Annotated in this window: 19 protein-coding genes; 8 read left to right on the top strand and 11 right to left on the bottom strand. The window is 73.2% G+C overall.

All coding sequences use genetic code 11. The features are described 5' to 3' along the window. Positions 1-37 precede the first annotated feature (37 nt). Entirely contained in the window at positions 38-841 is an 804-nt protein-coding gene (locus ACFYXK_RS24785; protein WP_389413057.1) for an enoyl-CoA hydratase/isomerase family protein, read from the top strand. 12 nt (positions 842-853) lie between these two features. Here ACFYXK_RS24785 and ACFYXK_RS24780 read toward each other — a convergent pair whose 3' ends face one another. Then, complete coding sequence (locus ACFYXK_RS24780; RefSeq protein WP_389413056.1) at positions 854-1,645, bottom strand: VOC family protein; 792 nt, start codon at positions 1,643-1,645, stop codon at positions 854-856. A gap of 154 nt (positions 1,646-1,799) precedes the next feature. Continuing rightward, complete coding sequence (locus ACFYXK_RS24775) at positions 1,800-2,696, bottom strand: hypothetical protein (protein WP_389413055.1); 897 nt, start codon at positions 2,694-2,696, stop codon at positions 1,800-1,802. A gap of 138 nt (positions 2,697-2,834) precedes the next feature. On the opposite strand from ACFYXK_RS24775, the gene ACFYXK_RS24770 reads away from it, so the two are divergent. Then, complete coding sequence (locus ACFYXK_RS24770) at positions 2,835-3,467, top strand: flavin reductase family protein (RefSeq protein WP_389413079.1); 633 nt, start codon at positions 2,835-2,837, stop codon at positions 3,465-3,467. Between the two features lie 86 nt (positions 3,468-3,553). Here the strand turns inward: ACFYXK_RS24770 and ACFYXK_RS24765 are convergent, their stop codons facing one another. Genes ACFYXK_RS24765 through ACFYXK_RS24755 form a run of 3 tightly spaced genes read right to left on the bottom strand, consistent with a single transcriptional unit; the run spans position 3,554 to position 6,789 of the window. Next, positions 3,554-4,621 (bottom strand): Zn-dependent alcohol dehydrogenase, encoded by a 1,068-nt coding sequence (locus ACFYXK_RS24765; protein ID WP_389413054.1) that lies wholly within the window; start codon positions 4,619-4,621, stop codon positions 3,554-3,556. After that, positions 4,618-5,853, bottom strand: a complete 1,236-nt coding sequence (locus ACFYXK_RS24760; protein ID WP_389413053.1) for an acyl-CoA dehydrogenase family protein — start codon at positions 5,851-5,853, stop codon at positions 4,618-4,620. The genes ACFYXK_RS24765 and ACFYXK_RS24760 overlap by 4 nt, the downstream gene beginning before the upstream one ends. Before the next feature lie 15 nt (positions 5,854-5,868). After that, entirely contained in the window at positions 5,869-6,789 is a 921-nt protein-coding gene (locus tag ACFYXK_RS24755; protein WP_389413052.1) for an SDR family NAD(P)-dependent oxidoreductase, read from the bottom strand. Between the two features lie 109 nt (positions 6,790-6,898). Between ACFYXK_RS24755 and ACFYXK_RS24750 the strand changes: the two genes are divergently transcribed. Further along, entirely contained in the window at positions 6,899-7,825 is a 927-nt protein-coding gene (locus ACFYXK_RS24750; protein ID WP_389413051.1) for a cyclase family protein, read from the top strand. Positions 7,826-7,994: 169 nt separating this feature from the next. On the opposite strand, the gene ACFYXK_RS24745 is transcribed toward ACFYXK_RS24750, so the two are convergent. Beyond that, positions 7,995-8,579, bottom strand: coding sequence for a hypothetical protein (locus ACFYXK_RS24745; RefSeq protein WP_389413050.1), 585 nt, complete (start codon positions 8,577-8,579; stop codon positions 7,995-7,997). 149 nt (positions 8,580-8,728) lie between these two features. Between ACFYXK_RS24745 and ACFYXK_RS24740 the strand changes: the two genes are divergently transcribed. Both ACFYXK_RS24740 and ACFYXK_RS24735 read left to right on the top strand, forming a co-directional pair. Continuing rightward, a complete protein-coding gene (locus ACFYXK_RS24740) occupies positions 8,729-9,925 on the top strand; it encodes a sensor histidine kinase (RefSeq protein ID WP_389413049.1) in 1,197 nt (398 codons plus the stop codon). Beyond that, positions 9,922-10,593 (top strand): response regulator, encoded by a 672-nt coding sequence (locus ACFYXK_RS24735; RefSeq protein WP_389413048.1) that lies wholly within the window; start codon positions 9,922-9,924, stop codon positions 10,591-10,593. The genes ACFYXK_RS24740 and ACFYXK_RS24735 overlap by 4 nt, the downstream gene beginning before the upstream one ends. Positions 10,594-10,761: 168 nt before the next feature. Here the strand turns inward: ACFYXK_RS24735 and ACFYXK_RS24730 are convergent, their stop codons facing one another. From ACFYXK_RS24730 to ACFYXK_RS24715, 4 genes are all read right to left on the bottom strand, one after another. Beyond that, complete coding sequence (locus ACFYXK_RS24730) at positions 10,762-11,232, bottom strand: ATP-binding protein (RefSeq protein ID WP_389413047.1); 471 nt, start codon at positions 11,230-11,232, stop codon at positions 10,762-10,764. A gap of 323 nt (positions 11,233-11,555) precedes the next feature. After that, positions 11,556-12,497, bottom strand: coding sequence for an acyl-CoA dehydrogenase family protein (locus ACFYXK_RS24725; RefSeq protein ID WP_389413046.1), 942 nt, complete (start codon positions 12,495-12,497; stop codon positions 11,556-11,558). A 5-nt stretch (positions 12,498-12,502) separates the two neighbouring features. Next, entirely contained in the window at positions 12,503-13,666 is a 1,164-nt protein-coding gene (locus ACFYXK_RS24720; protein WP_389413045.1) for an acyl-CoA dehydrogenase family protein, read from the bottom strand. Then, complete coding sequence (locus tag ACFYXK_RS24715) at positions 13,666-14,853, bottom strand: amidohydrolase family protein (RefSeq protein ID WP_389413044.1); 1,188 nt, start codon at positions 14,851-14,853, stop codon at positions 13,666-13,668. The genes ACFYXK_RS24720 and ACFYXK_RS24715 overlap by 1 nt, the downstream gene beginning before the upstream one ends. Positions 14,854-15,037: 184 nt before the next feature. Here ACFYXK_RS24715 and ACFYXK_RS24710 point away from each other — a divergent pair, with 184 nt between their 5' ends. Further along, a complete protein-coding gene (locus tag ACFYXK_RS24710) occupies positions 15,038-16,594 on the top strand; it encodes a class I adenylate-forming enzyme family protein (RefSeq protein ID WP_389413043.1) in 1,557 nt (518 codons plus the stop codon). 114 nt (positions 16,595-16,708) lie between these two features. On the opposite strand, the gene ACFYXK_RS24705 is transcribed toward ACFYXK_RS24710, so the two are convergent. After that, positions 16,709-17,227 (bottom strand): EF-hand domain-containing protein, encoded by a 519-nt coding sequence (locus ACFYXK_RS24705; RefSeq protein ID WP_383520649.1) that lies wholly within the window; start codon positions 17,225-17,227, stop codon positions 16,709-16,711. Between the two features lie 302 nt (positions 17,228-17,529). Between ACFYXK_RS24705 and ACFYXK_RS24700 the strand changes: the two genes are divergently transcribed. Further along, complete coding sequence (locus tag ACFYXK_RS24700; protein ID WP_053786492.1) at positions 17,530-18,108, top strand: sigma-70 family RNA polymerase sigma factor; 579 nt, start codon at positions 17,530-17,532, stop codon at positions 18,106-18,108. Further along, positions 18,105-19,361, top strand: a complete 1,257-nt coding sequence (locus ACFYXK_RS24695; RefSeq protein WP_389413042.1) for a maleylpyruvate isomerase N-terminal domain-containing protein — start codon at positions 18,105-18,107, stop codon at positions 19,359-19,361. Before ACFYXK_RS24700 ends, ACFYXK_RS24695 begins: the two co-directional genes overlap by 4 nt. Positions 19,362-19,383 lie beyond the last annotated feature (22 nt).

Below are 19,383 nucleotides of genomic sequence, written 5' to 3'. Positions count from 1 at the left end.
ACACCGCATCCGACTGCCCCGAACGGGAGTTCACCGAATGACCGGCAGCCCCGAGGACGAAGTCCTCCACCGCATCGAGAGCGGCGTCTCGTGGATCACCCTCAACCGTCCCGAGGCCATGAACGCCGTCACCTGGGACCAGCGCGAACGCGTGATCGCCCTCCTCGCCGAGGCATCGGCCGACCCCGCCGTGCGGGCCGTCGTCGTCACCGCCACCGGCAAGGGCTTCTGCGCGGGCGCCGACCTGCGCGGCGCCCCCGCCGCCACGGGCGAAAGGGTCGCGGGCGACGTCGCCCGCATGATCCGGCTCGGCGCGCAGCGCCTGATCACCGCCGTGCTCGACTGCGAGAAGCCGGTCCTCGCCGCCGTCAACGGCACGGCCGCCGGCATCGGCGCCCACCTCGCCCTCGCCTGCGACCTGGTCATCGCCGCCGAATCGGCCCGCTTCATCGAGGTGTTCGTCCGCCGCGGCCTGGTCCCCGACGGCGGCGGCGCGTACCTGCTCCCGCGCCTGGTCGGCCCGCAGAAGGCCAAGGAGCTGATGTTCTTCGGCGACGCCGTCCCGGCGGCCGAGGCCGAGCGGCTCGGCCTGGTCAACCGGGTCGTCGCGGCCGGGGAGTTGGAGGCCACCGCCCGGGAGTGGGCGGAGCGCCTCGCGCAGGGCCCGACCCGCGCGCTCGCGCTGACGAAGCAGCTGGTCAACGCCTCCCTGGACGGTGGCCGGGCGGCCGCACTGGCCGCCGAGGCCACCGCTCAGGAGATCAACATGACCACCGCCGACGCGAACGAGGGCGTGGCGAGCTTCGTGGAGCGCCGCTCCCCCAAGTACCTGGGGCGGTAGCCGGCGCGCCGGTCACATCGCGGGGTCGGGCTTCAGCAGGGCGAAGACGGCGCCGTACGGGTCGGCCACCCACGCGATCCGGCCGACGTCGGGCACGTCCGCCGCGGGCATGAGCACCGACCCGCCGTTCCCGCTCGCCGCGGAGACGGTGGCGTCGACGTCCGCGACGTTGAAGTACGGCACCCAGCGCGGCTTCTCGACGCCGCCGCCCGCGCCCTCGCCCATGGGCGCGATCCCGCCGAACGAGGTCTGCTGCTGGTCGCCGTCCTTGAGGCTCAGCACGCGGTAGGTCATCCCGGGAGCCTCCATGTCCTGGCTGCGCCAGCCGAAGACGCCGTTGTAGAAGGAGACGGCCGCGGCCGGGTCGGGTACGTGCAGCTCCGCCCAGACCAGGGTGTTCTCGGCGGAGGCCAGCCCCAGCCCGGCGGTCTTCCCGGGCTGCCAGACGGCGAACTCGGCGCCCTGCGGGTCGGTGGCCTGCGCGAGCCACCCCTCGCCCATGACGTCCATGGGCTCCATGCGGATCTTCCCGCCACCGGACTGGACGGCCTTGACGGTGGCCTGGACGTCCGGGCTCATGAAGTGCATCATCCAGGCGGACTTCGCGCCTTCCTCGGTGAGCGGCCCGAGCGCGGCGACGGTCTTCCCGTCCACCTGGAAGAACCCGTAGCCGCCGGCCTCGGGGCCCAGGGAGGTGAAGGACCAGCCGAAGACCGAGCGGTAGAAGGCGGCGGCGCCGTCGGTGTCGGGGCTGCCGAGGTCGAGCCAGACGGGCGATCCGATACGGAAATCGGTGCCGAGCATGCGGGTCCTCCTGGAATACGGGTGGATCGGGCCGGGGGCCACGATGCCGACCTCCCGCGGGGCTGTCCGGCGTACGGGTCCCCGGAGGACGATGGTTCACCCGTACGGGCGAACGGCTCGGCCCCACCCCGCCTCGGCCCGGCCCGGCCCGCGGCTAGAGCCGGTGCAGGGTTTCGGCGTACCGGGGGTGGAGGTCCTGCGGATCGCCGACCACGCAGAACAGCTCGGGCCGTTCGGCGGTGCCGGCCACCTCCCAGTCGCGCATCGGGCCGCAGCCCTCGATCCTGAGCGTGACGCGGTCCCGCTTCCGGTCGAAGAGGCCGCCGGACTCCCGCCTCGGCTCGAACGTCCACGTCCCGGTCCCCGAGCACGTGTCCCACAGCCCGGTCGGCGCGACCAGCGGCAGGTTCCCCGCGACCGCCTCGCCGTTCTCGCCCAGCCGCAGCCGGTAGGCGCCTCCGCCGCCGGTCCACTCCGCGGCGTACCGGCCCCGCTCCAGCCGGGGCGGCTCGTACGCGGCGAATCCGGTCCGCTCCTGGAGGAAGGCGCCGAACGCGCAGAGGAGCAGGGCGATCCCGGTGACGGCGCCGATCCGGGCCGCCATCCCGGTCCACCCCAGCGACCGGTGGTGCGCGTACGAGGCCGCCACCACCGGGAGCACCCCGGGCCCCGCGATCCACAGCAGCGTCCATCCGTACGGCAGGTCCCAGCCCGCCGCGGCCCACCCCGCGTAGGCCGCGGCGAGCCCGGCTGCCCACGGCAGCGCCCACCACGGGCTCCCCAGGGGTCGTGTCAGCGCCATCACCGGCAGGGTGAACAGCGCCCGGTGCAGGTACGCGGCCAGGACCACCACGAGGAGCATGAGGGGAATCGAGGCGAAGACGGCGGAATCGATGCCGAGCCCGTGGTCGTCGCGCATGCCGGAGGTTGCGAGGAAGACCGCTCCCGCCACGACGGCCTGCGCCGTGAAGGCCAGCTCCGACCCGGTCGACAGACGCGTCCGCGTCCCGCCCCGCGCGTCCGGCACCTCGTGCACCTCTGGCATCCCCATGCCCCCACCCCCACAACAATTGAACATGTTCAATCGACGGTGACGATACACCCTCCCCATTTCCGAGTCACCCGCCCGCACCCCTTCCCATCTGACGGACCGTCAGCTTCAATCGTGAACGTGATGGGACACGCAGGGATGGCGGCCACCGTCGTCCGATACCTCAGGTCAGTCGGCTCCCCCACCTCCGCCCCGTCGGAGCAGGACCCGGACACCGGCCACGTCGACGCGCTGCCGCGCCCCGAGCTGCGGGCCGTCGGCGACGACGAGCGCGCGCCCGTCAGCCCCGCCGAGTTCCGGGCCGTACTGGGGAACTTCGCCAGCGGGGTCACCGTCATCACCGCGCCGCCCGCGCAGGGCGAGGACGGGCCGGCCGGCTTCGCCTGCCAGTCCTTCGCGTCGCTGTCCCTCGACCCGCCCCTGGTCACGTTCATGGTGGCCCGTACGTCGACCACCTGGCCGCGGATCGCCCGCGCCGGGGTGTTCTGCGTCAACATCCTGGGCGCCGAGCAGGGCGGGCTGTGCCGGGCCTTCGCCGTCAGCGGCGCCGACAAGTTCGCCGGCATCACCCACAGCCCCGCCCCCGTGACCGGGTCACCGCAGCTCGAGGCCGTGCCCGCCTGGATCGACTGCCGGATCCACGCCGTGCACACCGGCGGGGACCACCTGATCGTCGTCGGCCGGGTCGAGGCCATGGGCGCGGCGGGCGAGGGCGAGCCGCTGCTCTTCCACAAGGGCCGCTTCGGCCGCTTCGACGACCTCGGCGACTGACCCGGCGCCCCGCGCCCGGCAGCCGGGACGGCCCGGCCTTCGGCCGGGGGCCCCGCCGTGGGCGCGGTCCCCGGCTCCGGCCGGCGTCAGAAGGTCAGCACCCCGCGGGCCACGCGTCCGTGCCGGGCGTCGTCCACGGCCTTCGCGAAGTCCTCGACCGGGTAGGTCTCCGTGACGAGTTCGTCGAGCAGCAGCTTCCCCTGCCGGTAGAGCTCGGCGTACAGGGCGATGTCCCGCTGCGGGCGGGAGGATCCGTACCGGCAGCCCATGATGGTCTTGTCCAGGTACATGGACGAGACCTGGAACGAGGCCTCCTCCCGGAAGCCCGGCACGCCCAGCAGGACCGCCTGTCCGTGCCGGTCCAGGAGGTCGACGGCCTGGCGGATCAGTTTGACGTTGCCCACGCACTCGAAGGCGTGGTCGGCGCCCGTCGGGAGGATCTCGCGGACCGCCGCCGAGGAATCGGGGACGGCGGAGGCGTCGATGAAGTGCGTGGCGCCGAACTGCCGGGCCACCGCCTCCTTCGCCGGGTTCGCGTCCACCGCCACGATGGTGGCCGCCCCCGCGATACGGGCCCCTTGCAGCACGTTGAGCCCGATGCCGCCCGTGCCGATGACGACCACCGATTCGCCGTGGTCCACCCGGGCCCGGTTCAGCACGGCCCCCACGCCGGTCAGGACACCGCAGCCGATGAGCGCCGCCGAGGTCAGCGGTATGTCGGCCGGGATCTTCACCGCCTGGACGGCCTTGACGATCGTCCGCTCGGCGAAGGCCGAGTTGGACGCGAACTGGAACAGCGGCTTCCCGCCCCGCGAGAACGGCTGCCCCGGCATCCCGATCGCCTTGCGGCACATGGTGGGCCGTCCCCGGTCGCAGTCCGCGCAGGCCCCGCAGTTCGCCAGGGTCGACAGGGAGACGTGATCGCCGGGCGCCACGTGCGTCACTCCGGACCCGACCGCCTCCACCACCCCCGCGCCCTCGTGCCCCAGCACCACCGGCGGCGGGAACGGGATCGTCCCGTCGATCACCGACAGGTCGCTGTGGCACAGCCCGGCCGCCGCGATCGCGACCAGCACCTCCCCCGGCCCGGGGTCGCGGATGTCGAGGTCCTCGACCACCTGGGCCTGCTTGCCGTCGAACACGACGCCTCTCACCTGGGCTCCTTAGGCAGGCCGAGCACGCGCTCGGCGATGATGTTGCGCTGGATCTCGTCCGAGCCGCCGTAGATCGTGTCGGCGCGGGTGAACAGGAACAGGCGCTGCTCCTCGTCGAGTCCGAGTTCGTACGGCAGGCCCGGCGCCCACGCCGCCGGCCCGGCGGAGGCAGCGGCACCGCGGACCGCCACCGCCAGCTCCCCGAGCCGCCGGTGCCAGCCGCCCCACAGCAGTTTGGCCACGCTCGGCGCGCCCGGATCGCCGGAGGTGCCCAGCGTCCGCAAGGCGTTCCAGCGCATCGTGCGCAGCTCGGCCCACTGCCGTACGAGGCGCTCGCGCAGTACGGGGTCCCCCGCGCCCGGGGCCGGGGCCGCGTCCGGGCCCGAGTCCGCGCCGGCCGCCAGGTAGGCCGCGAGCACCCGCTCCAGCTCCGCCGCGAACCCGATCTGCTGGACCAGCGTGGAGACCCCGCGTTCCAGGGCGAGCAGGCCCATGGCCACGGTCCAGCCGTTGCCCTCCCCGCCGACGACCTCCGCCGCCACCGCCCCGTCGAAGAACACCTCGTTGAACTCCGAGGTCCCCGACATCTGGCGGATCGGCCGGACGTCGACCCGACCCGGCTGGTCCATCCGTACGAGCAGGAAGGACAGCCCGTGGTGGCGCCGGGAGGCGGGCTCGGTGCGGGCCAGCACGAAGCACCAGTCCGCGTCCCGGGCCAGCGAGGTCCAGATCTTCTGCCCGGTGACGCGGAAGAGGCCGTCGGCCGCGTCCCGTACCGCCGTCGTGCGGATCCCCGCGAGGTCGGATCCGGCGCCCGGCTCGCTGTACCCCTGGCACCACAGCTCCTCGCCGCGCGCGATGCCCGGCAGGAAGCGGTCCCGCTGCTGCGGGGACCCGTAGGCGATCAGGGTCGGCGCGAGGAGGTTCTCGCCGATGTGGCCGACCCGGCCGGGGGCGCGCAGCGCCGCGTACTCCTCGGCCCAGACGACCTGGCCGGTCAGCGAGAGCCGCTGCTGCCCGTACGTCCCGGACGGCAGCTCCCAGCCCTGGCCGATCCAGCCGCCGCGGCCGAGCTCGCGCTCCCACGCGCGGCGGGCGTCGACCCCCTCGTGCTCGCTGCCGGGCCCGCCGAGGCCGAGGGCGTCCGCGTACGGGCCGACGAGGTGCCCGGTGAGCCAGGCCCGGGCGCGGGCGCGCAGTTCCTCGTCCTCGGCCCCGAAGCTGAAGTCCATGTCGTCGGGGCTCCCCTACGCGTTGGGGCGGTCCTTGGCGGCCGCCGCCTTGGCCATGGCCTCCAGCTGCGCGAGCATCGGCATCGGGTCGGTGCCCACCGTCCCGGGCAGGAAGTCGGCGATCTTCTCGGGGGTCCAGGAGCCCTCGGCGTAGCCGGCGCGCAGCTCGCGCGGCTGCGCCCAGACGGCGATCTTCGGGCCGGCGATCGTGTAGACCTGCCCGGTGATCCTCTCGCCGCCGACGGCGACGGCCTTGTCGGAGAGCAGGTAGGTGACGAGCGCCGCGACGTCCTCGGGCTCGCCGATCTCCTTCAGCTCCATGGGGACGTTCGCCGACATGCGGGTGCGGGCCACGGGTGCGACGGCGTTGGCGGTGACCCCGTACTTGGCCAGCCCGAGCGCGGCGGAGCGGACGAGGGAGATGATCCCGCCCTTGGCGGCGCTGTAGTTGGCCTGGGCGACGGAGCCCTGGTGGTTGCCGCTGGTGAAGCCGATGAGGGTGCCGGAGCCCTGGCGGCGCATGACGGCGGACGCGGCCCGGAAGACGGTGAACGTGCCCTTGAGGTGGGTGGCGACGACCGGGTCCCACTCCTCCTCGGACATGTTGAACAGCATCCGCTCGCGCAGGATGCCGGCGACGCACACGACGCCGTCGATGCGCCCGTACCGGGCGAGGGCGGTGTCGACGATGCGCTGGCCGCCCGCCATGGTGGAGATGTCGTCGGCGACGGCGACGGCCTCGCCGCCGGCGGCCTGGATCTCCTTCACCACGCCGTCGGCGATCTCGCTGGTCGGTTCGCCGCCCCCGATGCCGACGCCGTAGTCGTTGACGACGACCTTGGCGCCCTCGGCGGCCGCGGCGAGCGCCACGGCCCGCCCGATGCCCCGGCCCGCGCCGGTGACGGCCACGACCTTGCCTGCCAAGAAGTTCCCCACGCCCGACCCCTTCCCGCGTTTTCTGACGGACCGTTAGATTCTATGGGCAGTCAGACACGAGAGCACAAGCCCCAGTTCGTCTCGCATCCACAGGGAGCTGATGAGATCCATGGGCATGCCCCCCGAGTTCCACGACATCGCCAAACGCGTCAACAACTGGGGCCGCTGGGGCGCCGACGACGAGATCGGCACCCTGAACCTGATCACCGACGAGGTCGTGAGGGCGGCCGTGGCCGAGGTGCGAACGGGCCGCCGCATCCCGCTCGCGCTGCCGCTCAAGGAGGACGGGGTCCAGGCCGGGCTGATCCCCGGCCGGATCAACCCGCTGCACACGATGGTGCAGATCAACCAGGAGCTGTTCGGGCCGGGCACGGTGGCGTGCAGCGACGACGCCGTGACCATGGGGCTCCAGGCGGGCACCCACTGGGACGCGCTGACGCACGTCTCGCACTCCGGGAAGATCTACAACGGCCGCCCGGCCGGCACCGTGACGGCGCACGGGCGGGCCGAGTTCAGCGGCATCGACAAGGCCGGGCACATCGTCTCGCGGGGCGTCCTGCTGGACGTGGCCCGCGCGAAGGGACTGGAGCGGCTGCCCGGGGGCCACGCGGTGACCCCCGAGGACCTGGCGGAGGCCGAGGAGTTCGGCGGGGTCACGGTCCGGGCGGGCGATGTCGTACTGGTCCGCACCGGCCAGATCCAGGTCTACCTGGCGGGCGACAAGCACGGCTACGGCTTCCCGTCGCCCGGGCTGTCCGTCCGTACGCCGCAGTGGTTCCACGCGCGCGACGTGGCGGCCGTCGCCAATGACACCCTGACCTTCGAGATCTTCCCGCCGGAGATCGAGAACCTGTGGCTGCCGGTGCACGCGCTGGACCTGGTCGAGATGGGCATGCACCAGGGTCAGAACTGGAACCTCGAAAAGTTGTCCACAGCCTGTGCAGAAGAGAACCGGTACGGGTTCCTCCTGTCGGCCATGCCGGAGCCCTTCGTCGGAGGCGTCGGCACCCCGGTCGCCCCGGTGGCCGTCCTCTGAGCCCTCCGAGTCCCGTGAGGGCGGCCGCGCCCGGGCGGGTGCGGCAACCGCACGCCGACCCGGGGCCAGGGTGCGCGACCGTGCCCCACCCCGCCGCGCCGCCGTTCCGGACCGGCACCCTGGCCATGGTGGCCGGCCCGGGCCGGGCGGGACCGGGCCGGGCGCGCCGTCAGCGGTAGCGGGCTGCGGCCGCCGCGAAGGCGGGGGCCTCGGCGGGGGTCAGGGCGGCGACGGCCACCCAGGAGAGGTCGGCGAACTCGATGTGCATGCGGCCCTTTTGGAGCAGGCCCGTCCCGTTCGCCCGGACGACGGTGATCGCCGATCGCGGGACCTCCCAGTACTGCCTCATCTCGGGCGTCGACTGCCACAGCGGCGAGACGTCCGTCAGGGCGAACCAGCGCCGGTCCGTCACCACGAGGACGTCCGTCGCCGAGCCGTGCGCGTTGGCGCGGCCGATCAGGAACCGGCCGGCCGCGCTCTGCCAGCCGCCCTCCATGCCCTTGCCGTCCGACGGGTCGGGGATCCGGTCGGCCGCCTCCCGGCGCGGATCGTGCGCGCGGGCCTTGAAGAGCTGCTGGAGGGAGCGCGGGAGCTTCTCCTCGATCCTCCGGCCGAGCGCCGCCGGCTCCGGCGGCGCGAGCAGGTCCTCCGGAGGGCTCGGCACGCCCGGACCCGGTTCGCAGGCACATACGGCGATCAACTGCTCGTCGGGCTGCAGGAATTCCTCGGCCTGGCGACGCCTGTCCTGGTTCAAAGCACTTGCTCCTACTGCTGAGTAACATCGGTGCGTCCCCAATTGTCCTCGAAAGCGGAATGCTTCGTTACCACCGGGCCCCACACCCTCCTGCGGGATGCATCCCGCAGGCCGATGTCCGTGCCGCACACGGTCGTTAGGGTCGCGGCATGAACACCTCATCAGGGCAGACCGGCAGGGGGCGGCCCGCCTTCCGGTGGCAGACCGCGACCCTCTGGGCGGGAGCCGGACTGGTCACCCTCGTACTGTCGAACCTCGCGTTCCACACCCCCCTCGGCCTCGGAAACCGGATCTTCGAAGTGGGGCCGCTCCTGGCGGTCACCGGCGTACTGACCGGCGCCCTCCTGGTGCGGCGGGCGCCGCTCACCACCCTCGCCCTGATGCTCCTCGGCACGTACCTGGTGCTCTTCCTCGGCCACACACCCGTGCTCACCCTCGCCACGGTGCTGCCCGCCGCGGTGGCGCTCGGCGTGGTCGCGGCCACCCGCTCGCGCCGGGCGACCGTGTCGGCCGTCTGCATCACCGTCCTGCTGCTGCTCACCGCCCAGTTCGCCCTGCCCGTGAGCGGCCCCGCCCGCATCCTCACCCAGAGCCAGCTGCCGATCGTCGTCCTCGCCTGGCTGATGGGGGACTCCGTACGGCGCGGCCGCGAGTCCGCCGCGCAGGCGCAGGCCCTGGCCACCGAGCAGGCCCTCACCGACGAGCGGCTGCGCATCGCCCGCGAGTTGCACGACATGGTCGCCCACAGCATCGGCGTCATCGCCATCCAGGCCGGGGTCGGCAGCCGGGTCATCGAGACGCAGCCCGCGCAGGCCCGCGAGGCCCTCCGGGCCATCGAGGCCACCAGCCGCGAGAGCCTCGCCGCCCTGCGCCGCACGCTGGTCGCCCTGCGCCGCAGCGATCCGGTGTCGGCGGCGCCCGCGCCGGGCCTGGACGGCATCGAGCGGCTGGCCGCGACCACCGCGGGCGACACGGGCGTGGCCGTGGACGTGGTGTGGGCCGGGGAGCGGCGGCCGCTGCCGGCCGACATCGAGCTGGCCGCGTTCCGCATCGTGCAGGAGGCGCTGACCAACGTGGTCCGGCACGCACACGCAGGCGGCTGCCGCGTGGACATCGCCTACGGACTCCGGGAACTGGCCCTGGAGATCACCGACGACGGGCGGGGCGTCCCGGAAGCCGGCCCGCCCGGCGCCGGATTCGGCATCACGGGCATGCGGGAGCGCACCGCCCTGCTGGGCGGCCGCTTCGAGGCCGGGCCGCGGGCCGGCGGCGGCTTCCGGGTGGCGGCGGCCCTGCCCGTGGAGCAGCCGGAGCCCGCGGTACGGGAACGGGAGGAGAAGCGATGAGCGGCGAGCGCAGCGGCAGCGGCGTGCGCGTCCTGCTCGCCGACGACCAGCCCCTGGTGCGGTCGGGGCTGCGCGTCCTGATGGCCGACACCCCGGACCTCGAGGTCGTCGGCGAGGCCGCGAACGGCGCCGAGGCGGTCCGGCTGGCCGCCGAGCTCGCCCCCGACGTCGTGGTGATGGACATCCGGATGCCGGAGATGGACGGCATCGAGGCCACCCGCCGGCTCACGGCCGGCCCCGGCGCCGCCCGCGTGCTGATCCTGACCACCTTCGACGAGGACGACCACGTGTACGGGGCGCTGCGCGCCGGTGCGAGCGGTTTCGCCGTGAAGGACATGGCGCTGGACGACATCCTGGCGGCGGTGCGCGTGGTGGCGGCCGGTGATGCCCTCATCGCTCCGGGCGTGACGCGCCGCCTGATAGCGGACTTCGTCGCGGGCCCGGTGCCCGCCCCCGAGCGCGCCCCGGCGATCACGGCCCGGGAGCAGGAGGTGCTGACCCTCGTGGGGCGGGGCCGGTCGAACAGCGAGATCGCGCAGGACCTGTTCATCACGGTGGCGACGACGAAGTCGCACGTGGCGCGACTGCTGACGAAGCTCGACGCCCGGGACCGGGTGCAACTGGTGATCAAGGCGTACGAGATGGGGCTGGTCACGCCGCCCCGGTGAAGGCGGCGCGGTCCAGCGGGTGGCGGCGCGCGGTCGTGCACGCCCCGAGCGCGGCACGGCAGCCGCCACCCCGCGACCCGCACTCGTCAAGGTCTGCCCTTGGCGTCCCCTCGCGACGAATCGCTCAGTACAAGGGTGATCAACAGTTGACGAACCGTCAACACCTCGTTAGAGGTACACGCGCGGTTCCCGCGTCGACCCGCACACTCTGTTCGAGCCTTCACCCCGCTCGGGTGCGCGGTCCGCGGGCTTGTCGGCGCGGTCGATCTCGCACCAGATCCGCTTGCCCGCGCCCTCGCGCTGCCAGCCCCAGCGGTCGGCCAGCCCGTCCACCAGCTCGAGCCCGCGCCCGCCCGTGTCGTCCCCGGCGGCCTGGCGCCGGGCCGGGCCGCGGGAGCTGGTGTCGGCGACCTCGACGCGCACCCCGGGCTCCCCGAACAGCATCCGCAGGACGGCCGGGCAGCCGGTGTGCACGACTGCGTTGGTGACCAGCTCGGAGATCAGCAGGATCAGCGTCTCGGCGAGCGGCTCGTCGTCCCCTATGCCCGACCCGGCCAGCCGGGACCGCGCCCAGCGGCGGGCCCGGCCGACCTCGGCGGGATCCGGTCCTACCTCCAGCTGAACCTGAAGCACCTGCACCGCTCACACCATCCGAACCGGCGGACACTTCGCCTCGCGACAGGATGGGATCACCGAGTGTGATCCCCTTGCGGAGCAGCATGGTTGACATACAGTCACCACAACAAGCGCTTCGGGCATATTCCAGCGCGAAGGAGTAGGCGTGGTGCATACTGTGCGACGCTCGCGCCGCTCAACCGCTCGCATTCCCGGGAGCGTACCGGAGCAGGCCCCCGACTCCGGGCCGCAATGAGCCGGGCCAAGGACACAAACCGATATCAACTCTCTGTAATCGGACATGCGTCCCGGTCCGTTCCGACCGTGCCCCGTTCCGTGACAGCGAGCTACGTCGCGGCCGTCAGCAGCTCCTCCTCGAGGAGCCGTGCGGCGAGCAGTTCCTCCGCCTCCCCCGCCGTCCGCCACTGCTCGGCCCGCACCCAGGCCCGCTTGAGGTGCAGATGGACATCGGCCTCCCACGTGAAGCCCATCCCGCCGTACACCTGCAGGCAGTCCCGGGCATTGCGCACGGCGGCCTCGTCGGCCAGCAGCTTGGCCCCGGCGACCTCCGCCGGGTCCGCCGTCACCGCCGCCGCGTAGAGCGCCGTACGGGCCACCTCGGCCCGTACCAGCATCTGCGCGCACAGGTGCTTGACCGCCTGGAACGCCCCGATCGGCTGCCCGAACTGCTCGCGCTCCTGCGCGTACCGCACCGCCAGCTCCACCGTGCGCAGCGCGCTGCCCGTCTGGAGGGCGGCCGTCAGCAGCGCGCCCTCGTCGCGGTACGCCGCAGCCGCGTTCCCCGGCGCCGCCACCCGGTACAGAGGAGTGAGGGGGTCCGCCGAGCGCACCGGCTCACCCGAAGGGAGCGACGGCGTACCGAGCACCGCGTCCGCGTCCGCGAGGTGGGCCACCAGCGGCCCGCCCTGGCCGCCCGGGCCGCCCGGGTCGCCCAGGTCGAACGCGGTGACCACCGCGGTCCCCTCCGCGGCCCCCGGCACCGTCCCGGCCGCCAGGTGCGTGGCGACCAGCGGCCCCGGCAGCAGCGCCCGTCCCGCCTCCTCGAAGACGAGGACCGCCTCGGGCAGCCCGAGGCCGACCCCGCCGTCCACCTCCGGGAGCCGCAGCGCGAAGAACCCGGCCCCGCCGAGCTCCCGCCACAGCCCCCGGTCCAGGGCTCCGCCCGAGTCCACCGAGGCCCGCAGCGCCTCCCGTCCGTACCGGCCCGCCAGCAGGTCGCGTACGCCGGCCCGCAGGTCCTGCTGTTCCTCGGTCAAGCGGAAGTCCACGGCGCTCACCGGCCCTTCGGGAGGCCGAGGATCCGCTCGGCGACGATGTTCTGCTGGATCTGCGAGGTGCCCGCCGCGATGGTGTACGAGAGGGACGAGAGCCGGTCGAGCACCCACGGCCCGTCCAGCGCGAGGCAGTCCGCCCCCAGGACCTGCGCCGCCGTGTCGTACAGCTCCTGTCGCGCGTGCGAGTAGGCGAGCTTGAAGACGGAGCCGCCGACGCCGGGCACCCCGCCCGTCCTCTCGGACTCGCTCACGTTCCACTGGGTGAGCCGCCACAGGGCGCCGAACTCCCCGTACAGCCGCCCGAGCCGGCGCCGCAGCACCGGATCGTCCCACCGGCCGTTCGCCTTCGCGGTGCGCGCGAGCTCGCCCAGGGTGCGGCGGCAGGCGACGACCTCGCCGACGAAGGCCGTGCCCCGCTCGAAGGAGAGGGTGACCATGGTGACGCGCCAGCCGTCGTTCTCCGCCCCGACCCGGTTCGCGACCGGCACCCGGACCTCGTCGAGGAACATCTCCGCGAATTCCGTGGACCCCGCGAGGGTGCGCAGCGGCCGGACCGTCACCCCGGGGGCGTCCATGGGCATGGCCAGCCAGGAGATCCCGCGGTGCTTGGGGACGGCCGCGCTGACGGGGTCCGTCCGTACGAGCAGTTCGCACCAGTCGGCGACCTCGGCGTGCGAGGTCCAGATCTTCGAGCCGGTGACCACGTAGTCGTCGCCGTCGCGCACGGCGCGCGTGCGCAGCGAGGCCAGGTCGGAGCCCGCGTCGGGCTCGCTGAACCCCTGGCACCACACCTCGTCCCCGCGCAGGACGGGCGGCAGCCAGCGCGCCCGCTGCGCCGCGGTGCCCTCGGCGGCGATGGTCGGGCCGGCGTGCAGCAGTCCGACGAAGTTGGCGCCGACGTACGGGGCCCCGGCGCGCTCGGTCTCCTCCAGGAAGATCAGGTGCTGGGTCGGGGTGGCACCGCGCCCGCCCGCGTCGACCGGCCAGTGCAGTCCGGCGTACCCGGCGTCGTACAGCCGGCGCTGCCAGCCGGCGTCGTAGGCGCGGCGGCCGGGCCAGTCGTCGGGGGACGGCCTGGCGGGCAGTTCGGGCAGCACCTTGGCGAGCCATGCGCGCAGCCGGGCGCGGAACTCCTGCTCCTCGTCGGTGTAGGCCAGATCCATCAGACGAGGTCCAGGCCGAGCATGCGGATGGCGTTGCCGCGCATCAGTTTGTAGACCGTCTCGTCGTCCAGCCCCTTCACGTGGTCGAGGGCGACCTCCTTGGTGTGCGGGAAGGTCGAGTCCACGTGCGGGTAGTCGGTCTCGAAGGTGGCGTTGTCGCGGCCGACGACGTCGATGGAGGCGATGCCGTGCTTGTCGCGGAAGAAGCAGCAGAACATCTGCCGGTAGTAGTACGTGGACGGCGGCTCGGGGATCAGGTCGCGGACCCCGCCCCAGGCGCGGTGCTCCTGCCACACGTCGTCGGCGCGCTCCAGGGCGTACGGGATCCAGCCCATCTGGCCCTCGCTGTAGGCCAGCTTCAGCGTCGGGAACTTCACCAGGACCCCGCTGAACAGGAAGTCCATCATCGAGGCCATGGCGTTGTTGAAGCTGAGCGAGGCCTGGACGGCGGGCGGCGCGTCCGGGGAGGCGGCCGGCATCTGGGAGCTGGATCCGATGTGCATGTTGACGACGGTCCCGGTCTCCTGGCAGACGGCGAAGAAGGGGTCCCAGTAGCCGGAGTGGATGGAGGGGAGTCCGAGGTAGGTGGGGATCTCGGAGAAGGTCACGGCGCGCACCCCGCGGGCGGCGTTGCGGCGGATCTCGGCGACGGCCAGGTCGATGTCCCAGAGCGGGATGATGCAGAGCGGGATGAGCCGGCCGCCGCTGTCGCCGCACCACTCCTCGACCATCCAGTCGTTGTACGCGCGCACGCAGGCGAGGGCCACTTCCTTGTCGTGGGCCTCGGCGAAGGTCTGCCCGCAAAAGCGCGGGAAGGTGGGGAAGCACAGCGACGCCTCGACGTGGTTGAGGTCCATGTCGGCGAGGCGTGCCTTGGGGTCCCAGCAGCCGCGCCGCATCTCCTGCCTCGTGATCCCCTCCAGGGTCATGTCGTCGCGGTCGAAGCCGACGGCGGCGATGTTGCGCTTGTACGGGAACTTCAGGTCCTCGTAGATCCACCAGTCGGTCGGCGGGCCGTCGGGGTCCATGGAGATCACGTACTTGCCGCCCGTGTACTCGAGCTCGCCGATGCCCGCGGTGAGCGCCTTGGGCCCGCGGTCGCGGTACTTGGCCGGCAGCCAGACGTCGAAGAGGTGCGCGGGTTCGATGACGTGGTCGTCGACGCTGATGATCCGAGGCAGTTCCATGGTTTCCCCTCGCCGCTGGCCGAGGGATCCGGACCGGGATCCGAGCCTGGATCCCGGTCCGCATCCCGAGCCGTATCTGATGGATCGTCAGAAACAAGCTAGCTCCGCCACCCCTGGACCGACAAGCGCCGGAGCCCTACGCTCTCCGCTGGATCTGACTCACCGTCAGCTACGGGAGGCTGGGATGGCGGACAGCAGGGACATCGCGGTACGGCTCGGCCAGTCCCCCACCCTCTGGGAGCTGGTCGTACGGCGGGCCGAGCTCAGCCCCGGCGCCACGGTGCTGATCGAGGCGGCCGACGACCCCGCGGACGACCGGACCCTCACGTTCGCCGAGCTCCGCGACCGCTCCGAGCAGGTCGCGGCGGGCCTGTACGGGAGGGGCGTACGGCCCGGCACGGTCGTCGCCTGGCAGCTGCCCACCCGGATCGAGACGGTCCTGCTCTCCCTCGCCCTCGCCCGGATCGGCGCCGTCCAGACCCCGGTGATCCCCTTCTACCGGGACCGCGAGGTGGGCTTCGCGCTGCGCGAGTCCAAGGCCGAGTTCTTCGCCGTACCGGGCGTCTGGCGGGGCTTCGACCACACGGCGATGGCCGAGCGGCTCGGCGCGCGCGGCGTCTTCGAGGCGTACGAAGCCCTGCCGACGGGCGATCCGGCCGTGCTGCCCCCGCCGCCCGGCAACGGGACGGACGTCCGGTGGATCTACTGGACCTCCGGCACCACCTCGGATCCCAAGGGCGTCCTGCACACCGACCGGTCACTGATCGCGGGCGGCTCCTGCCTGGCCCACGCCCTGCACCTGAGCCCGGCCGACGTCGGCTCGATGGCCTTCCCCTTCGCGCACATCGCGGGCCCGGACTACACGGTGATGCTGCTGCTCTACGGATTCCCCGCCGTCCTCTTCGAGAAGTTCGCGATGCCGGACGCGCTGGCCGGCTACCGGCGCCACGGGGTCACGGTGGCCGGCGGCTCCACGGCCTTCTACTCGATGTTCCTGACGGAGCAGCGCAAGGACCCGGACGTACCGCTCATCCCCACCCTGCGCCTGCTCGCGGGCGGCGGCGCCCCCAAGCCGCCGGAGATCTACCACGCGGTGGTCCGCGAACTGGGCTGCCAGCTGACGCACGGCTACGGCATGACCGAGGTCCCGATGATCACCATGGGCGCCCCCGACGACACCCCGGAGCACCTCGCCACGACGGAGGGCCGCCCCCCGGCGGGCATGTCGATCCGCATCACGACCGCGGACGGGGAGCCACTGCCCCCGGAGACGGACGGCGAGGTCCGGCTGCGCGGCGAGGCGGTCTGCCAGGGCTACCTCGACCGGGACACCCCGGCCGACGCCTTCGACGCCGACGGCTACCTCATCACCGGCGACCTCGGCCATCTGACGCGGGACGGCTACCTCGTCCTCACCGGGCGCAGCAAGGACGTGATCATCCGCAAGGGCGAGAACGTCTCCGCGAAGGAGATCGAGGACCTCCTGCACCTGCTCCCGGGCGTCGGCGACGCGGCCGTGATCGGTCTCCCGGACCCGGAGCGCGGCGAACGCGTCTGCGCGGTCGTGGAACAGCCGGCGGGCGCGGCCCCCCTGACCCTGCCGCAACTGACGGCCCACCTCCGCGCCCAGGGCCTGTCCCCCCACAAGCTCCCCGAGCAACTGGAGCTGGTCGACGCCCTCCCCCGCAACGACGCCCTGCGCAAGGTCCTGAAGTACAAGCTCCGCGAACGCTTCGCGTAGGGGCGTCTTCGGGCGTGACCTCGGGGCCCGGCCCAGGGGCCCGGCCTCGGGGCATGCCGGGGACCGCCGTGCGGCGCACCGGCCGCACGGTGATCCGGGTTACGGACGTGCGGGCTACGCGTCCGGCGCCTCGACCCCGCAGTAGCCCGCGAAGGCCGACAGGATCTCCTCCTCCGAGATGCGGCCGTCGCCGTCGCCGTCCAGGGCCGCCGAGACCTGAACGGCCAGTTCGGCCGGGGTGCCCAGGACGCGCAGGACACGGGCCGCCGCGTCCGGGGTCGGGCCGCGGCCGTCCTCGTCCGCCACCGCGATCACCGCGTGCAGGAACGGCCGCGCGATCTCCGCGAACCGCTGCGGGTTGTCCCGCAGCCGCTTCGCCGCCCCGGTGATGAACTCCTCCCGGGTCACCCGCTGGTCCCCGTCGACGTCCGCGATCCCGGCCATCCCCTGCCAGAACGCCTCCGCACCTGCGAAGAGGGACTGGCCCTTGTCCGACCGTGCGGTGGTGCCGAATTCGGCCAGCACCGCCTTTGCGGCCGCACTGAAATCCTCCCGGTCGATATATCCGTTCCCGTCCTGGTCGAAGGTGGCGAATCGGGCGGCGATCTTGCGCTCGTATTCTGCGCTGTCCATATTCGGCGTTCCGCCTTCACATGTGCGGTGGGGTGCAGTTCAAGACAAGGCAGGAGCGTAAGGCCTACGTGGCCTGCCCGTTAAGCGAAGTCGTCAAGCAGGTGGCCGCATCGAACCCGCGCACGGGGAGCGCGGTGGGGCGCGTACACCTGTGCCCATGTGCCATGGCCCGCCCCACCGTTCACACCCCGCGACCCGCCTATCACGCAGAGCGCACTTCCAGGGTCCGGTTCCCCCAAAACGGGCGCGAACCCGCCTGTGCCCATTACATTCGATGCGTCGACACACGGCTGGGGGCAGTTATGCCGAAGGACGTACCACCGCGCTGGGACCGCCGCATGCAGCAGCGCCTCGCCCGCGGCGAGGCCGCCGCGCTCGGAGAGCTGTACGACCGCTTCGCCTCGCTCGTGCACAGCCTGGCGCACCGGGTCCTCGGCGACGAGAAGGCCGCGGACCGGATCACCCGCGAGGTGTTCGGCTACATCTGGGAGAACCCGGACGCGTACGACCCCAAGCAGGGCTCCATGCGGTCCTGGGTCGCCCGGATCACCCAGGGCCAGGCCGTGGCCCGGCTGCGCCAGGCCGAACTGGGCCGCGGCTCGCGCGAGGAGCTCGAGCAGAAGGTGCGCAGCGCCAGCGCCGCCGCCCGCGCCGACTACATCGTCACGTCCATGCCCGCACCGCTGCGGGCCGCGCTGGAACTCGCGTACTTCAAACGCCGCGACTACCGGCAGGCCGCCGCCGACCTGCAGATCAGCGAGGACGAGGCCCGGCGCCGGCTGCGCCTCGGGCTGCAGCTGCTGTCGACCGCCAACGCCCTCCCCCAGGAGGACGCCGCACCGCCCGGATACGGCCCGCCCGGATATGGAACGCCTCGATGAACGGCCCCGCCGACCCGCCCGCCGACGGATACGACGAGCAGCGCCCCGCCGGTCCGCCGCGCATACCGGGTCCGCGCGGGGCCGCCGACGACCTCGACCCGCGGCACGCACCGGAGCCGCTGCCGCAGCCCCAGCCGGCGGCAGCGCCGCAGCCGCCGCGGTCGCATGCCGTACTGAAGTCCCTGCTCGGCGCGTGGGCGCTCGCGGCGTGCTCCGCCGAGGAGACGCAGGCGGTGGAGGACCACCTCACCGAGTGCGCGCCCTGCGCGGAGGAGGCGCTGCGGCTGCGTGACGCGGTGGGGCTGCTGCACCCGGAGGAGAGCCTGGACCTCAAGCCGCTGCTGCGGTCGCGGGTGCTGGAGGACTGCCTCGGCAAGCGGCCGGCCCGCATCCCGGTGCCGGCGTGGGCCAGCCCGTACGACACGGAGACGGCGCGGCTCGACGCGCTGCTGCGGGACTTCGGCGACTCGGAGTGGCAGACCCCGGTACGGCTGAAGTGGTTCGAGGAGGAGCGGCGCCAGTACCGCCGGACGACGGTGGCCGGGGTGATCGGGCACCTGCTCACGGTGGACGGGATGGTCGCGACGGCGCTGGGCCTGGACGATCCGCTGGGCCCGGAGGCGCCGTCGGACGCGACGGGCCGTACGGAGCACTACTGGAACTCCACCGCGCAGCCCCTGACCCGGCAGATCCGCGAGCCGTGGCGGGAGCAGGGCCACACGCTGGTGCGGACGGTGTCGTTCGCGGGGCGGGGCGTGGGGCAGCTGTCGGTGGACTACGGGGCCTTCGCGCTGCCGCTCGGGGACGCCTTCCTGGAGCGGGCCTTCGAGTGCTGGGTGCACGCGTGGGACATCGCGGAGGCGGTGGACTACCCGTACGACCCGCCGTCCGGGCCGCACCTGAACCGGATGATCGACCTGGCGGCGCGGCTGCTGCCGAGTGCGCTGGCCCACCGGCGCCGGGCGGGGCTGGCGGCCCCGGCCCGCGGCCTGGTCGCGGCCGGCGCCCCCGGACGGACCCTGCACCTGGAGATCGAGGGCGCGGGCGGCGGCAGCTGGGACATCGCGCTGGACTCCCCGGCGGCGAAGCCCTCGCCGGAGCACACGGTGGCGCGGATCGCACTGGACGGCGCCGAGTTCTGCCAGCTGGCTGCGGGCCACATCTCGCCGGAGGAAGCCGCGGTGGGCCAGCACGGCGACCGCGAAGCCATCCGCGACGTCCTCTTCGCAGCAGCCTCCCTGAGCCGCCTCTAGCCGCCGGCTCCGGCTCCGGTCA

It is taken from the genome of Streptomyces sp. NPDC002209 (genome assembly GCF_042890265.1).
Classification (GTDB): Bacteria; Actinomycetota; Actinomycetes; order Streptomycetales; family Streptomycetaceae; genus Streptomyces.
This window is presented reverse-complemented; position numbering and strand designations above follow the sequence as displayed.

Coding starts and splice junctions, on each gene's coding strand:
- ACFYXK_RS24785 (WP_389413057.1), top strand. CDS start 38: ATGACCGGCAGCCCCGAGGACGAAGTCCTCCACCGCATCGAGAGCGGC.
- ACFYXK_RS24780 (WP_389413056.1), bottom strand. CDS start 1,645: ATGCTCGGCACCGATTTCCGTATCGGATCGCCCGTCTGGCTCGACCTC.
- ACFYXK_RS24775 (WP_389413055.1), bottom strand. CDS start 2,696: ATGGGGATGCCAGAGGTGCACGAGGTGCCGGACGCGCGGGGCGGGACG.
- ACFYXK_RS24770 (WP_389413079.1), top strand. CDS start 2,835: ATGGCGGCCACCGTCGTCCGATACCTCAGGTCAGTCGGCTCCCCCACC.
- ACFYXK_RS24760 (WP_389413053.1), bottom strand. CDS start 5,853: ATGGACTTCAGCTTCGGGGCCGAGGACGAGGAACTGCGCGCCCGCGCC.
- ACFYXK_RS24750 (WP_389413051.1), top strand. CDS start 6,899: ATGGGCATGCCCCCCGAGTTCCACGACATCGCCAAACGCGTCAACAAC.
- ACFYXK_RS24740 (WP_389413049.1), top strand. CDS start 8,729: ATGAACACCTCATCAGGGCAGACCGGCAGGGGGCGGCCCGCCTTCCGG.
- ACFYXK_RS24735 (WP_389413048.1), top strand. CDS start 9,922: ATGAGCGGCGAGCGCAGCGGCAGCGGCGTGCGCGTCCTGCTCGCCGAC.
- ACFYXK_RS24720 (WP_389413045.1), bottom strand. CDS start 13,666: ATGGATCTGGCCTACACCGACGAGGAGCAGGAGTTCCGCGCCCGGCTG.
- ACFYXK_RS24715 (WP_389413044.1), bottom strand. CDS start 14,853: ATGGAACTGCCTCGGATCATCAGCGTCGACGACCACGTCATCGAACCC.
- ACFYXK_RS24710 (WP_389413043.1), top strand. CDS start 15,038: ATGGCGGACAGCAGGGACATCGCGGTACGGCTCGGCCAGTCCCCCACC.
- ACFYXK_RS24705 (WP_383520649.1), bottom strand. CDS start 17,227: ATGGACAGCGCAGAATACGAGCGCAAGATCGCCGCCCGATTCGCCACC.
- ACFYXK_RS24700 (WP_053786492.1), top strand. CDS start 17,530: ATGCCGAAGGACGTACCACCGCGCTGGGACCGCCGCATGCAGCAGCGC.
- ACFYXK_RS24695 (WP_389413042.1), top strand. CDS start 18,105: ATGAACGGCCCCGCCGACCCGCCCGCCGACGGATACGACGAGCAGCGC.